Source organism: Hydrogenophaga sp., assembly GCF_011390835.1.
Taxonomy (GTDB): Bacteria; Pseudomonadota; Gammaproteobacteria; order Burkholderiales; family Burkholderiaceae_C; genus Hydrogenophaga.
In genome coordinates this window covers 16,303-30,828 of record NZ_JAABRQ010000016.1, presented here as the reverse complement: position 1 = coordinate 30,828, position 14,526 = coordinate 16,303, and the positions used below count along the sequence as shown (strand labels likewise).

The 14,526-nt window shown below is 64.8% G+C and carries 15 protein-coding genes; 11 read left to right on the top strand and 4 right to left on the bottom strand.

The window, feature by feature from the left end:
• Positions 1–57: 57 nt before the first annotated feature.
• Positions 58–699 (bottom strand): peroxiredoxin, encoded by a 642-nt coding sequence (locus GPT34_RS10960; RefSeq protein WP_291012166.1) that lies wholly within the window; start codon positions 697–699, stop codon positions 58–60.
• 164 nt (positions 700–863) lie between these two features.
• Positions 864–1,982, bottom strand: coding sequence for a tRNA 2-thiouridine(34) synthase MnmA (gene mnmA, locus GPT34_RS10955; protein WP_291012164.1), 1,119 nt, complete (start codon positions 1,980–1,982; stop codon positions 864–866).
• A 160-nt stretch (positions 1,983–2,142) separates the two neighbouring features.
• Between mnmA and GPT34_RS10950 the strand changes: the two genes are divergently transcribed.
• From GPT34_RS10950 to arfB, 10 genes are all read left to right on the top strand, one after another.
• Positions 2,143–2,964, top strand: coding sequence for a class III extradiol ring-cleavage dioxygenase (locus GPT34_RS10950; RefSeq protein WP_291012162.1), 822 nt, complete (start codon positions 2,143–2,145; stop codon positions 2,962–2,964).
• Positions 2,965–3,142: 178 nt separating this feature from the next.
• Positions 3,143–4,207 carry an extracellular solute-binding protein gene (locus GPT34_RS10945; protein ID WP_291012160.1) on the top strand — a complete coding sequence of 355 codons (1,065 nt, stop codon included), beginning with the start codon at positions 3,143–3,145 and terminating at the stop codon, positions 4,205–4,207.
• 15 nt (positions 4,208–4,222) lie between these two features.
• Positions 4,223–5,332, top strand: a complete 1,110-nt coding sequence (locus GPT34_RS10940) for an ABC transporter ATP-binding protein (protein WP_291012158.1) — start codon at positions 4,223–4,225, stop codon at positions 5,330–5,332.
• A gap of 4 nt (positions 5,333–5,336) precedes the next feature.
• Positions 5,337–6,203, top strand: coding sequence for an ABC transporter permease (locus tag GPT34_RS10935; RefSeq protein ID WP_291012156.1), 867 nt, complete (start codon positions 5,337–5,339; stop codon positions 6,201–6,203).
• Complete coding sequence (locus GPT34_RS10930; protein WP_291012154.1) at positions 6,200–7,069, top strand: ABC transporter permease; 870 nt, start codon at positions 6,200–6,202, stop codon at positions 7,067–7,069. Before GPT34_RS10935 ends, GPT34_RS10930 begins: the two co-directional genes overlap by 4 nt.
• A 14-nt stretch (positions 7,070–7,083) precedes the next feature.
• On the top strand, positions 7,084–8,505 hold the full coding sequence (locus tag GPT34_RS10925; protein WP_291012151.1) for an ethanolamine ammonia-lyase subunit EutB: 1,422 nt from the start codon (positions 7,084–7,086) through the stop codon (positions 8,503–8,505).
• On the top strand, positions 8,502–9,326 hold the full coding sequence (gene eutC / locus GPT34_RS10920) for an ethanolamine ammonia-lyase subunit EutC (RefSeq protein WP_291012149.1): 825 nt from the start codon (positions 8,502–8,504) through the stop codon (positions 9,324–9,326). Before GPT34_RS10925 ends, eutC begins: the two co-directional genes overlap by 4 nt.
• Before the next feature lie 72 nt (positions 9,327–9,398).
• Positions 9,399–9,650 (top strand): PepSY domain-containing protein, encoded by a 252-nt coding sequence (locus GPT34_RS10915; RefSeq protein ID WP_291012147.1) that lies wholly within the window; start codon positions 9,399–9,401, stop codon positions 9,648–9,650.
• Positions 9,651–9,664: 14 nt separating this feature from the next.
• Positions 9,665–10,204: a cytochrome b/b6 domain-containing protein gene (locus GPT34_RS10910; protein WP_291012145.1), complete on the top strand. Its 540-nt coding sequence runs from the start codon at positions 9,665–9,667 to the stop codon at positions 10,202–10,204.
• A gap of 42 nt (positions 10,205–10,246) precedes the next feature.
• The gene (gene arfB / locus GPT34_RS10905) at positions 10,247–10,660 is read left to right on the top strand and encodes an alternative ribosome rescue aminoacyl-tRNA hydrolase ArfB (RefSeq protein ID WP_291012143.1); all 414 of its coding nucleotides are present in this window, start codon (positions 10,247–10,249) and stop codon (positions 10,658–10,660) included.
• Positions 10,661–10,683: 23 nt separating this feature from the next.
• Here the strand turns inward: arfB and GPT34_RS10900 are convergent, their stop codons facing one another.
• Positions 10,684–11,943: an FAD/NAD(P)-binding oxidoreductase gene (locus GPT34_RS10900; RefSeq protein WP_291012141.1), complete on the bottom strand. Its 1,260-nt coding sequence runs from the start codon at positions 11,941–11,943 to the stop codon at positions 10,684–10,686.
• 226 nt (positions 11,944–12,169) lie between these two features.
• Entirely contained in the window at positions 12,170–12,655 is a 486-nt protein-coding gene (locus tag GPT34_RS10895; protein WP_291012139.1) for an NUDIX hydrolase, read from the bottom strand.
• A 233-nt stretch (positions 12,656–12,888) separates the two neighbouring features.
• Here GPT34_RS10895 and GPT34_RS10890 point away from each other — a divergent pair, with 233 nt between their 5' ends.
• Complete coding sequence (locus GPT34_RS10890) at positions 12,889–14,520, top strand: Re/Si-specific NAD(P)(+) transhydrogenase subunit alpha (RefSeq protein ID WP_291012137.1); 1,632 nt, start codon at positions 12,889–12,891, stop codon at positions 14,518–14,520.
• The last annotated feature ends 6 nt before the right edge of the window (positions 14,521–14,526 follow it).

The following is a 14,526-nucleotide window of genomic DNA, read 5'->3' as shown; positions in this document are numbered from 1 at the left end:
TCAAGGAAAGAAGGGCCCAACCTCCTGAGGTGGGCCCTAGCTGAGGTCACGGGTCTCTTACAGCGACTTGGTCGAGTAGTACCAGTCCACCGTCTTGTAGCCTTCGCTGGCGCGTTTGGCCAAGGCTTCGGCGGTCTTGGGTGGCGGCACGATCACGTCGCAACCGGGCGTCCAGCCTTCGGGAGTGGCAATGGCGTTCTTGTCGCTGGTCTGCATGGCTTGCAGCAGGCGCACGAACTCTTCAATGCTGCGGCCATTGCTCATCGGGTAATAGACCATGGCGCGCAAGATGCCGTTGGGGTCGATGAAGAAGGTGGCACGCACGGCCTGTGTGTCGGCAGCACCGGGGTGCACCATGCCGTAGGCGCGGGCCACATCCATCTTGATGTCTTCAATGATCGGGAAGCTGATCTCGACCCCAAATTTTTCTTTGATGCTCTGCGTCCAGGCCAGGTGCGAATACAGGCTGTCGATGGACAGGCCGAGCAGCTCGCAATTCATGCCACGGAAAGTGTCGGCGTGTTTCTGGAAGCCGATGAATTCGGTGGTGCAGACGGGCGTGAAATCAGCCGGATGCGAAAACAGGATCAACCATTTGCCTTTGTAGTCGGCCAGTGTGCGGTCACCGTGGGTGGTCTTGGCATTGAAGGCCGGGGCAGGCTCGTTGAGGTGAGGGAAGGTGGTGACGGCGTTGTCCATGGTGAACTCCTTTGGGGTTGGCTATTGAAACGGTCGATCGAGAGAATTTCTTGATCAGTGGCCTCAGTATCCATACCCCTGGGAGTTCACCGCTTGCGATATGTCAAGGCAGCCGTTGGCATTCTCAATGGCTTCGATAGCCGCCTTCCGCGCAGGATGTCCGCTCAGAACCTCGTGGTGGCATCCGTGGTGATGACGCCGCCGCCCAGGCAGACCTCGCCGTTGTAGACCACCGCGCTCTGCCCGGGTGTGACGGCCCACTGGGGGGCGCTGAAGCGCAGGGTGAAATGTTGGTCGTCGGGTGCTTCCAGCGTGCAGGGTGCATCGGCCTGGCGGTAGCGCGTCTTGGCGGCCATGCCGCCGGCGGCCGGCGCGTGGCCCGCCACCCAGCTGGCATCCTGCGCGCTTAACGCGGGCGACATCAGCCAGGGGTGCTCGTGGCCTTGAACGACCCACAGTGTGTTCTTCTCGATGTCTTTGCGCGCGACAAACCAGGGCGCGTGTTCGTTGCCACCTTTTTGCGCGCCCTTGTCTTTGATCCCCCCAATGCCCAGCCCCTGGCGCTGTCCCAGGGTGTAAAAACTCAGGCCCACGTGTTGCCCGATGGTGCGTCCGCTGGGGTCCTTGATCGGGCCTGGTTCCTTGGCGATGTAGCGGTTGAGGAAGTCGCGAAACGGGCGCTCGCCGATGAAGCAGATACCGGTGCTGTCTTTTTTCCTGGCATTGGGCAGGCCGATTTCGGTGGCGATGCGGCGCACCTCGGTCTTGGGCAGCTCACCCACCGGGAACAGCGTCTTGCTCAGCTGTGTCTGGTTCAGCCGGTGCAGGAAATAGCTCTGATCCTTCAGCGGATCCAGACCCTTGAGCAGCTCAAAGCCGCCATTTCGTTCGCGAACCCGGGCGTAGTGTCCGGTGGCAATTTTCTCGGCGCCCAGGCGCATCGCGTGGTCGAGAAAGGCCTTGAACTTGATCTCGGCGTTGCACAGGATGTCGGGGTTGGGTGTGCGACCCGCCTGGTACTCGCGCAAGAACTCGGCAAACACCCGGTCTTTGTATTCGGCGGCGAAGTTCACGTGTTCGATCTCGATGCCGATCACATCGGCCACGGCCGCTGCGTCCACGAAGTCGACGTTGGACGAGCAGTATTCGCTGTTGTCGTCGTCCTCCCAGTTTTTCATGAAGATGCCGATGACCTCGAAGCCCTGCGCCTTCAGCAGGTGCGCACTCACCGCGGAGTCCACGCCACCGCTCAAGCCCACCACCACACGCTGTCTGTACGTCATGCTCGGATTATCCCGCTGGCCCAGAAAGTCCGCTCTGGCGCCCGGGACAACAACCAGCGATGCTTCAACGTTGTTGAACGCCGAGAGGGAATCGTCTGAACGCCGAACCAGCCCAGCGGGTCTACAGTGGGCAGCTTCATGCCACTCTCCGGAATCCGCAGTGTCCCGTCTCCCCACCCTGTTCATCTCCCACGGCGCGCCCAGCTTTGCGCTGGAGCCGGGCACCGCTGGCCCAGCGCTAACCGCGCTGGGCCAGCAGCTGCCGAGGCCCGCCGCCGTGCTGGTGGTCTCGCCGCACTGGATGACGCTCGAGCCGCGCGTGGCCACCACGGCGGCGGCGCAGACCTTGCATGATTTTGGTGGCTTTGATCCGGCGCTTTACGAGCTTGGCTATCCCGCGCCGGGTCAGCCAACGCTGGCCCGTCGGGCGCTGGCGCAACTGCGCGCAGCTGGCTGGCCCGCGAAGGCCGATCCGGATTGGGGATTGGACCACGGCGCCTGGGTGCCGCTGCACTTTCTCTATCCACAGGCGGATGTGCCGGTGTTCCAGGTGTCTATGCCAATGGAGCTTGACGGCCCCGGGGCCTACGCGTACGGACAGGCACTCGCTCCCTTGCGCCACGAGGGCGTGCTCATCGTCGGCTCCGGCAGCCTCACCCACAACCTGCGCGAGGTGCGCTTTCACGACCCCGACGCCGAACCTTACGTGGTCGAGTTCGCCCAATGGATCGCCGAGGCGGTGGTGGCGCAGGATCACGAGCGCCTGCAGGACGCGATGCACCAGGCACCCCATGCCCGTCGGGCCCACCCGACGCTCGAGCATTTCTGGCCCTTGCTCGTGGCAGCGGGCGCGGCAGGTGTTGACCCAAAACAGGGCGCTGCTCGGCGCCTGTCTGGTGGTGTGGTCCATGGCGCCTTGTCCATGGACAGTTTTGTTCTGGGCGAGGCCACGAGACAGGCCAGAGGCAGCGCAGGCGGTTGAGCGGGGCAATCCAACCTTTGTGCACCCGACGGGCATCACCGTCACGGGGTTTTCACACACTTGACTTAATCTGGCCTTTGCTCGATTCTGCGCGAGCAGCCCCAGCACCCGTGTCGTACCCGACCCGGGTGAATTCTTCGTCTCTCTGTCACACCAACCCACGAAAGCGAGTGTCCTCATGAAGAATGTCCTGACTCGAATCACCCTGGCCACCTTGATGCTGGCGGCGGGCGCCGCCCACGCCCAGGACAAGACCCTGCGACTGCTGACCTGGGGCGGTTACGCACCCAAAGAAGTCGTGGAGCAATTCACCAAAGAGACCGGCTACAAGGTCGAGGTGACCACCTCGAACAACGAAGAAATGATCTCCAAGCTGCGCGCCACCGCGGGCGCCGGCTTCGATCTCGCCCAGCCCAGCCAGGACCGTATCGCGGGCCCGCAGACCGAATTCAAGATCTACAAGGCAATGGACATGAGCAAGATCAAGACCGATCTGTTCATTCCGTCCATGCTGGAAGCCACGAAGAAAAACACGACAGTGGCCGGCGCGGTTTACGGCTTGCCGCACATCTGGGGAACCGATGGCTTGGTGGTCAACACCAAGACCTCCAAGGCCACTGACTACGCAGACCTGTGCGCACCCGAAAATGCCGGCAAAGTCAGCATGCGCCTGAAGCGGCCGACACTGATCGCCATGTCCTTCGCCTCGGGCAAGGACCCGTTTGCTCTCTACAACGACCCCAAGGCCTACGCTGCGCTCATGGATGAAATGGGCAACAAGCTCATGGCATGCAAGAAGAATGTCAAGTTCTACTGGGACGGCAAGGACCAGCTGCTGGCCGGCATCCGCTCGGGCGAACTGACCACGGCCATGATGTGGGACACCGGCGGCTGGGAGCTCAACAAAGCCAATCCGGATGTGAAGTTCGTGGCGCCCAAGTCCGGTGCACTGGGCTGGGTCGACACCTTCGCCATACCCGCCAAAGGCCGCAACGACGAAGCCGCGTACGCCTGGATCAACTTCAACATGCGGCCCGAGATCGCGGCCAAGGTGGCCGGCTCGGCAGGCAACTTCACCGCCAGCAAAGGCGCCGACCAGCTTATGGAAGCCAAGCTCAAGCAGCAGTTCGCCGAGAGCTTCCCTGAAGCCGCACTGAAGAACATCAAGTGGTACCCGGCCGTTCCCGCTGGCATCGAAGACATCGAAGGTCGCGTGCTCGACCGCGTCAAGGCCGCCAAGTAAGCCCCCGCGGTGCCGATGTCGGCCACCGCCGATCTCGCCGCTCCCGATCTCGAGGTCCGGTCGGTCAGCAAACGCTATGGGGCGTTTGTGGCGGTCGACGACCTGAGCTTCGAGGTGAAGCGTGGGTCCTTCTTCTCCATCCTCGGCCCGTCGGGCTGCGGCAAGACCACGCTGCTGCGCATGGTGGCGGGCTTCATCGAGCCCGATGCGGGCGACCTGCGCATCAAGGGCGCTTCGATGCGCGGCGTGCCGCCCAACCGGCGGCCGGTCAACATGGTGTTCCAGCACCTGGCGCTGTTTCCCATGATGAACGTCGGCCAGAACATCGCCTATGGGCTGGAGCGCCGTGGCATGAAGAGCGCCACCGCCAGGGACCGGGTGCGCGACATGCTGCGCCGCGTCGGCCTGCCGGGCAGCGAGGACAAGCGCATCGACCAGCTCTCGGGAGGCCAGAAGCAGCGGGTGGCCATTGCGCGCTCGCTGGTGCTGGAGCCGGCGCTGCTGCTGCTCGACGAGCCACTGGGCGCGCTGGACCTCAAGCTGCGCGAGCACATGAAGGTGGAGCTCAAGCAGTTGCAGGCCGAGGTGGGTACCGCCTTCGTTTACATCACGCACGACCAGTCCGAAGCATTGGTGATGTCGGATCAGGTCGCGGTGATGAACCACGGCCGCTTCGAGCAGGTGGGCAGCCCGCAGCAGTTGTATTACCAACCCCAGACCGCCTTCGTGGCGGGCTTCGTGGGCAACAACAACCGCTTCGAGGGCCGGATCGAGAAGCGCGAGGGCGAGCAGGTGCTGCTGCGCAGCGCAGGCGGTCTGGCCCTGTGGGCCCAGCGCGTGGGCAACGTGGACGCCGGGCAGTCGGCCACGCTGTTCATCCGCCCCGAAGCCATCGACATCGGGCGCAGCCCGATCGACCTGCCGGCAGGCGAGCCAGCCTGGAGCGCCAAGGTGCAGAGCGTGCTCTTCGATGGAGGCAATTCCACCGTGCAGGTGCTGGAAGACCGCAGTCAGGCACCGCTGCACATCGCCCTGCCGCTGACCGGTCGCCTGTCTGATCTGTGCGCCGGCGAGGCGGTGAACTTCGCCTACCAGCCCGCGCAAGCCTGGTGCTTTGCGGCCTGACGCCATGAACCTTGCCACCACCCGCCGCTGGATGCTGGCTTTGCTGCTGGCGCCGGCGCTGCTGTGGCTCGCCGGGCTGGTGATACTGCCGCACGTGGAGTTGCTGCTGCTGTCACTGCAGGCCCGCGTGGGACCAGGTGAGTACGCGGCCAGCCTGGACCAGTACCGCACGTTCTGGGAAGAGCCGCTGTACTGGAACACCTTTGTGCGCACGGCGGTCATCTCGGTGCTGGCGACGGCGCTCACCCTGCTGTTGGCGTTCCCTGCCGCTTGGTACATCGCCAAGGTCGCGCGCGGGCAGACCAAGATGCTGCTGCTGGTGCTGTGCCTGCTGCCTTTCTGGGTCAGCGAGATGGTGCGCACCCTGGGCTGGCTGATCCTGCTGCGCGAGACCGGCGTGGTCTCGGGCCTTCTGCAGGCGGTGGGGCTGGCGGACCACCCGGTGGAGCTGCTGTACCGCGACGCCACCATCCTGGTCGGTCTGGTTTACGCCTCGTTGCTGTTCATGGTCATCCCGCTGGTCAACAGCCTGGAGAGCCTGGATGACAGCCTGATCGAAGCCGCCTACGATCTCGGCGGCAGCACAGCCAACATCGTGCGCTGTATCGTGATTCCGCACGCCGCGCCCGGCATCGCGGCCGGCTGCATCGTGGTCTTCATGCTCTGCCTCGGCAACTACCTCACGCCCACGCTGCTGGGGGGCAAGAACTCACTCTGGTTCACCGAGCAGATATACACCCAGTTCATCACCCGCTTCAACTGGAACCAGGGCGCGGCCTTCGGCTTTCTGTTGCTGTTCCTGTCCAGTGCGCTGGTGTGGGCCGGACTGAAGATCACTGGGCAGCGCTTTGGCGCTGTGATGAAGACGTGATCCCCAGTCTGCCGCGACCCGCCATTCAGCGTTTTGGCCTGGGCATTTTCGTGCTCGGCTTCTTCGTTTTCCTGTTCGTGCCGCTGGTGGTGGTCGCGGTGTTTGCATTCAACGACGCGCCCTATCCGACGCCGCCCTGGATGGGGTTCACGCTGGACTGGTTCTCCGCACAAAGTGAGCAGCGGACCGGCCTGCTGCACGACCGCGAACTGCTCGGCAGCATCGCCACTAGTGCCTGGGTGGCGCTGTGGGTCACCGTCCTCTCGGTTGGCGTGGGTACCTGCAACGCATTCTTGCTGGAGCGCTTCGAGTTCCCGGGCAAGAACGCGGTGGCTTTGCTGGCGATGCTGCCGCTGGTGATTCCCGGCGTGATCCTGGGCATTTCCATCCTCGCCTTCGCTAGTCGCATCGCCAATTTCGCCGACGAAACCTGGGGCCTGGAGCTGGACTTCCTGCGGCCCGGCCTGCCGCTGGTGATCCTGGGCCAGTTCAGCTACATCGTGACCATCGCCACCCTCACCATCTCGGCCAGCCTGCGCCGCTTCGATCGCACGCTGGAAGAGGCCGCGCTCAACCTGGGTGCGGGCCGCCTGGCCGTTTTGTGGACCATCACGCTGCCTTACCTGCGACCGAGCATGATCGGCGCCGCAGCGATGGCATTTCTGATGTCGTTCGAAAACTTCAACACCACGCTGATGCTGGTCGGCTCCGATTCGCCGCTCACCGTGTTGATGTACGGGCGCATGCGCGAGGGCGCCACACCCGTGCTCAACGCGGTGAGTCTGTTCCTGATGGTGGCGTCGGCCCTGCTGGCGCTGCTGCTGCTCTGGCGCGCTGGGCCGCAGCGCGGCCAGCCAGCGGTCTGAGCGCAGGGGGCGACGTGGGCCACGCGCACAGCATCGGATCGCGCCGCTACCGGTTTGACGACCTGCGGACCCTGCTCGCGCGAGCCTCGCCGCTGCGTTCGGGAGACCAGCTGGCCGGCGTTGCCGCCGAGGACCGGACCGAGCGGGTGGCGGCACAAATGGCGCTGGCCGAGGTACCGCTCGCGCAGTTCCTGCAAGAGCCCGCGGTGCCGTACGAGGCCGACGAGGTCACGCGCCTGATCGTCGACCACCACGATGCGGAGGCCTTTTCGGTGGTGGCCCACCTCACGGTCGGCGACTTCCGCGACTGGCTCCTCGGCGATGCGGCGCAGGCAGTGAGCTTGCACGCGCTCGCGCCCGGCCTCACGCCCGAGATGGTGGCGGCGGTGAGCAAACTGTGCCGGGTGCAAGACCTGGCGTTGATCGCTGCCAAATGCTCGGTCGTGACCCGCTTTCGAGGCACCATCGGCCTGCGCGGGCGCCTGTCAACGCGGCTGCAGCCCAACCACCCGACCGATGACATGGCGGGCATCGCCGCCAGCCTGATCGACGGCCTGCTCATGGGCAGCGGCGATGCGGTGATCGGCATCAACCCGGCGACCGACAATGTGCCGCAGGTCGTGCGCCTGCTGACGATGCTCGACGAGGTGATCCAGCGCTACGACATGCCCACCCAGAGCTGCGTGCTCACCCACGTGACCAACACGCTGCAGGCGATCGAGCGGGGCGCGCCGGTCGACCTGGTGTTCCAGTCCATCGGCGGCACCGAGGCCACCAACCGCAGCTTCGGCATCGACCTCGCTTTGCTCGACGAGGCCCGCTGTGCGGCCCTGGCGCAGAAGCGCGGTGCGCTGTTCGACGATGGCGCCCGAGGTGCGCACGTGATGTATTTCGAGACCGGCCAGGGCAGCGCTCTATCCGCTGGCGCGCACCATGGTTGCGACCAGCAGACCATCGAAGCCCGCGCATACGCGGTGGCGCGCCACTTCAAGCCGCTGCTGGTCAACAGCGTGGTGGGATTCATCGGACCGGAGTACCTGTTCGACGGCAAACAAATCCTGCGCGCCGGGCTGGAAGACCATTTCTGCGGCAAGCTGATGGGCCTGCCCATGGGGTGCGACGTCTGTTACACCAACCATGCCGAAGCCGACTCGGACGACATGGACGTGTTGCTGACCCTGCTCAGTGTCGCGGGCGTCAATTTCGTCATGGGGGTACCGGGCGCCGACGACATCATGCTCAACTACCAGAGCACCTCGTTTCACGACGCACTGGCGATGCGCCAGCTGCTGGGCTTGCGCCCGGCGCCCGAGTTCGAGGCCTGGCTGCTGCGCGTGGGCATCGCCGAGCCAGGCGGTGAACGTGAGCCGCTGCGCCTGTCGGGCCGCGTTCCACCTGCGTTGAGTGCGGCCGTGCGCCGACTGGAGGCCGGGTGAAACCTGCAGTTGTCCCGCCGCTGGTGACGCCGGCCGACTGGGGTGGTCTGCGCCGCTTCACAGACGCCCGCATCGCCTTGGGGCGTTCTGGCCACAGCCAGCCCACCGCGGCCCATCTGGCGTTTCAGCTGGCGCATGCGCAGGCGCGCGACGCGGTCTACGCAACGCTTGACGAGGCGGCTGTGTCCTCAGCCGTGGAGGCGCTGGGCCTTGTGCCGGCGGTGCTGAGCAGCGCCGCGCCCAGCCGCGAGGCCTACTTGCAGCGGCCCGATTGGGGCCGCCGCCTGGATGCACCGTCACGCGATCGGTGGCAGGCCTTGCAGCCGCGACCTGCTTGCCCGCCTGCCGATCTGGTGTTCGTGATTGCCGATGGTCTTTCGTCCCGTGCTGTCAATCAGCACGCCGTGCCGCTGCTCGCGCACCTGTTGCCCTTGCTGCGGGGCGACCCTGCGCAGCGCTGGCTCCTGGCACCGGTGGCCCTGGTGCGGCAAGGTCGCGTGGCCGTGGGTGACGAGGTGGGCGAGCTGCTGTACGCGCGCTGCTCAGTGGTGCTGATCGGGGAACGCCCGGGACTGAGTTCGCCGGATAGCCTGGGTGTGTACTTCACCTGGGCGCCGCGTGTGGGTCGAACCGACGCACAACGCAACTGCATTTCCAATGTGCGCCAAGCGGGGCTATCACCTGAGCGCGCCGCGCACAAGCTGTATACCCTGCTGACCCGCGCGCGGGCACTGCAACTCAGCGGCTTGGCGTTGAAAGACGAGAGCGACGGAGCCAGCGAGACGCTCACCAATAGAAGCACTTTCACACGGGACAATTAAGTTCCGCTTCATCCAGCACCCCTCCAATGCACTCACCAGCACTTGCTGGGTTGCTATTGAAAAGGATGTTTCATGAAATCGATTGTTATCGCTGCCGCCCTCATCTCAGTTGCCGGTCTGGCCCTGGCCGAGCCCTCGTGCAGCGTACCGAAGGAAAAATGGATGCCCGAAGCCGCGTTCAAGAAGAGCGTCGAAGCACAGGGTTACACGATCAAGACCTTCAAGGTCAACAAAGGCCAGTGCTACGAAATCTACGGTATGAAGGATGGCAAGAAGGTCGAGCACTGGTTTGATCCCGCCACCGGCGCGCAAGTCACGCAATAAGACGGGGCGGACCGATGAGCCCCGCATCGTTCCACGAAGGCCAGCACCCAGTCTGGGACCGGTTCGTGCGGTTGTTCCACTGGTCCCTGGTGGCGTGTGTGCTGCTCAACTACTTCCTGCTGGAGGAGGGTGAACGCCCGCACCAGTGGGTGGGCTACTTCGCCGCCGCGCTGGTGTCGGCGCGCATCGTATGGGGGTTCGTCGGCTCGCACCATGCGCGCTTTGCGGACTTCTTTCCGACGCCGTCTCGCCTCAAGCATCATGTGCAGGCCCTGCTGGCCAGCCGACCCGACCCGCATGCGGGGCACAACCCGCTGGGTGCACTCATGATGCTGTCACTCATGTCGCTGGTGCTCGCGCTGGGGCTCACGGGCTGGCTGCAGGGGACCGACACCTACTTTGGCGAGGAATGGCTGCAGAACCTCCACAAAGGCTTGGCGAACGCCCTGATGCTATCGGCCGGACTGCACGCGGCGGCCGCGCTGGTGATGGGTCGCCTGGAGCGCACGCGCCTGGTCAAGGCCATGGTGACCGGTATCAAGGAACGCTACTGATTGCCCGTGCCTCGGTCCGGCGGCTGTGCCAGACTTGAACGCATGAAGACCCGTGCGCATCACATCACCGAAGCCGAGGTGGAGTTCACCGCCATACGTGCCCAGGGTGCGGGCGGGCAGAACGTGAACAAGGTGTCCAACGCAGTGCACCTGCGTTTTGCCATCCACGGCTCGTCGCTGCCCGAAGCGATTCAGCAACGGCTGCTGGCTCTGAGCGACCAGCGCATCACACTAGAAGGGGTGGTCGTGATCAAGGCACAGACCAGCCGCAGCCTGGAGCAGAACAAGGCCGACGCGCTGGCGCGGCTGCAGGCGCTGATCGACAGCGTGGCCCACGTGCCCAAGGCCCGCAAGGCCACCCGACCGACGCTGGGCTCACAACGCCGCCGCGTGGATGGTAAGGTGAACCGAGGCCAGATCAAGGCGCTGCGCGGGCGTGTCTCCGGCAGCGACTAATAAGGCTCTGTGCGGGATGTTGACTAGCCCAGCATCGCCTTCCACATGCCTTCACCCCAGCTCACTGCTGCGGCTCCTGAGCGAGCGTTGTGTTGCTCGTCCACCGTCAGTCTCAGCTTAGGCGCCTCGCCCGGCAGCACGCTGCCGCGCACGTTGATGTTGATGGCTTCCTTGTGCGTCACGCTGGCCCAGCAAATGCCCATGGGCAGTTCGGCGGCTTCCTGGGTGGTGGGCGCAGACTGCCCAAGTATGCGGGCAACAATGGCTTCAGCCACTTGCTGGCCACTACCGAATGCCACGTGACCGCTCTTTGGCAGCGGTGAACCTTGTGAATCACCAATCACAAAGATGCGCTCGTCGGCCCGGCTCTGAAAGCTGGGCAGCTTGACCGACGCCCAGCGCTCACCCAGGCCCGCCTGCCGTATCAGGTCAGGTGCGCGCATGGGCAGTATCATGTTGGCGTGTGTGAAAGGCACTTCGCCCGCCGTGGTGGCCAGCTTCCGCGTACCCATGTTGATGGATTGAATATCCACGCTGGGCATGTACTCGATCTGGTCGCGATAGAGCTGCTTCATGGCGTTCAGGATGGGCTTGGCGATCGGTGGCGGCATCGGGTTGGGGTTGGCGTCCACCAGAATGAGCTTGCCCTTGGTGCCGCGTTGCTGCATTTGTTCGGCAATCAAGAACGCGCGCTCGTAGGGGGCTGGCGGGCAGCGGTAGGGTGGCTTGGGCGTGCCGATGACGAAGTTGCCCCCATTGACAAGGAACTCGTCCACCTGCTTGCGCACCGCCATCTGCTCGAAGGCGCGGAATCCCACGGGCAGTTGGGCACGTGCCTCTGCGTAACCTGGGATGCTCTCTTCCATGTAGTCCACACCTGGAGACAGCACGAGATAGTCGTACGACAGCCGTTGCGTGGCCGTGATGACTTGTGCCTTGACGCGGTCGATCTCCAGCACCCGTTCCCGCACCCGCTTCACGCCGAGCTGGTCGACCTTCTGATAGCTGCGCTGAAAGTCCGAGGCTGGCTGAAAGCCTGCGATGTAGTGCGCACTCAGCGGACAGGACATGAACGCCTCGTTGGGCTCGACCATGGTCACTGCCACGTGCCCTCCTTCCAGCAGCCCGCGCACCGCACCGAGTCCACCCCAGCCGCCGCCGACCACCACCACCCTCGGTTTTGCCCCCGTGGGCACCGAAGCGCAGCCCGCCACAAAAACGGCCAGCCCGGCGGCACTGGCGTGGAGGATTTCGCGGCGACGGGGCATGGTGGGCATGGACATGGTTTGGCTCCTTGATCGATGAATACCCTACAGGGTAGGGATCAGTCTAGGCAAGGTGGCGCGCGCGTGCAGTCCAGATAAACCCTAGGTGACACGGGGTTTTGCGCAGCGTGAAGCAGCGCGATCCGGTTGTCACTGCCGGGTTGTCGCGGTGAAGCAGAGCTCACCGAACCGCGTGGAGATCGGGCCACCGCGCACGCAATCGCTGTGACTTCCAGGACTGGAGTCAGCGAAGTCCGGCAAACACGGAGGCATCGGTTTGCACCAGCGCCATCGGATAGCGCTGGCCGGCGAGGTGGTCTTCGATGCAGCGCAGCACCAGCGGGCTGCGGTGGCGCGGTGCGCAGGCACGCACCTCGTCCACCGTCATCCACAGCGTGCGCACGATGCCGTCGTCCAGTGCGCGGTCCGGCTCTTGCGAACCCAGCTCGCCGCAGTACGCAAACCGCAGGTACGTGATGTCTTCGCCGCTGGCCTCGCGCTGGAAGCGCGAAACATAGACGCCGACCAGGGCAGTGGGTGTGAAAGGATGGGCCGTTTCTTCGAGCGCCTCGCGCGCCACGCCCTGGGCCGGGCTCTCACCCGGATCCAGGTGGCCGGCCGGGTTGTTCAGGCGCAGGCCTTCGGGGGTGTGCTCCTCCACCAGCAGGTAACGGCCGTCTCGCTCGATGATCGCGGCCACGGTGACGCTGGGTTTCCATCGGGTTTCCATGCCGTGAATTATCCGGGCTTGAACGGGTGGCTGGTGCAGGTGCTGAATCTTCCTGCGTCTCCTCAGGGGCAGACCCTGATAAGCACCTGCGGCACAATCCCGCACAATCTGACGGTGTGTTGGCCGGTGAGGCAACGGTGGAACGAGCGTCCAGCGCTTGCTTGCGGTTGGCGCGGGGCTAAGTCCCCTGCACCGGCTTTCCTTTTTCCAATCATTGCATCGAGGACCTCTCCATGACATCTGGCGCATCGACCGAAACCGCCGCAGCCGGCGCGGCTGCTCCCACGCCGCAGCGCGTGGGTGTGCCGCGCGAGATATTCGCGGGTGAGAAGCGCGTCGCCACCGTGCCCGAGGCCGCAGCCAAGCTGATCAAGCTCGGGTTCCAGGTGGTGGTGGAGAGCGGCGCGGGCGAGCTGGCCAACTTCAGCGATGACGATTACCGCGCGGTCGGCGCCAGCATCGCCGGCTCGGCTGCCGAGCTTTGGAGTGGTTGCGACATCGTCTTCAAGGTACGCGGCCCGACGCCCGACGAGGTGGCGCTGATGCACGAAGGTCAGACGTTGATCGGCTTCATCTGGCCAGCCCAGAACCCTGAGCTGATGCAGCAGCTGGCTGAGAAAAAGGTGACGGCGCTGTCGATCGATGCGCTGCCGCGTACGCTCAGCCGCGCGCAGAAGATGGACGCGCTGACCTCGATGGCCGGCGTCAGCGGCTACCGCGCCGTGGTCGAGGCGGCCAACGCCTTCGGGCGCTTCTTCAACGGCCAGATCACGGCCGCGGGCAAGGTGCCACCAGCCAAGGTCTTCATCGCTGGAGCGGGGGTGGCCGGTCTGGCCGCCGTTGGCGCGGCCGCCAGCCTGGGCGCCATCGTGCGCGCCAACGACACGCGCGCCGAGGTGGCCGACCAGGTGGTGTCGCTGGGCGGTGAGTTCGTCAAGGTCGACTACGAGGAAGAAGGCTCGGGCGGTGGCGGCTACGCCAAGGTGATGAGCGAAGGCTTCCAGCAGGCCCAGCGCGAGATGTATGCCAAACAGGCGCGCGAGGTCGACATCATCATCACCACCGCGCTGATCCCCGGCAAGCCGGCACCGAGGCTGATCACGGCCGAGATGGTCAGGAGCATGAAACCCGGCAGCGTGATCGTCGACATGGCCGCCGAGCAAGGCGGCAACTGCGAACTGACCGAACCCGGCCAGGCGGTGGTGAAGCATGGCGTGACCATCGTCGGCTACACCGACCTGGCCTCGCGCATGGCGCAGCAGTCGTCCACGCTGTACGCGAACAACCTGTTTCGCCTGAGCGAGGAGCTGTGCAAGACCAAGGACGGCGTCATCAACGTCAACATGGAAGACGACGCCATCCGTGGCCTGACGGTGGTCAAGGACGGTGAAATCACCTGGCCCGCGCCGCCGCTGGCCGCCGCACCCAAACCGCCAGCCAAGCCAGTGGCTGCGCCCGCTGCCAAAAAGGGCCATGGTCATGGCGAGGCCTCAGGGCCGATGCCAGCCGGCAAGCTGGCCATCGTCGCCTGTGTCACCGCCGTGCTGTTCGTGCTCGTGGGGTCTTACGCTCCGGCCGAGTTCCTGTCGCACTTTACGGTGTTTGTGCTGGCCTGCTTCGTCGGCTACATGGTGGTGTGGAACGTGAAGCCCGCGCTGCACACGCCGCTGATGAGCGTCACCAACGCCATCAGCTCCATCATCGCCATTGGAGCGCTGGTGCAGATATCGCCCCTAGCCGATGCTGCCGACCGGCCCAACCTGCTGATCGGCATCCTGGCTGCGGTCGCACTGGTGCTCACCGCCATCAACATGTTCGGCGGCTTTGCCGTCACCCAGCGCATGCTGGCGATGTTCCGCAAATAAGAAGGA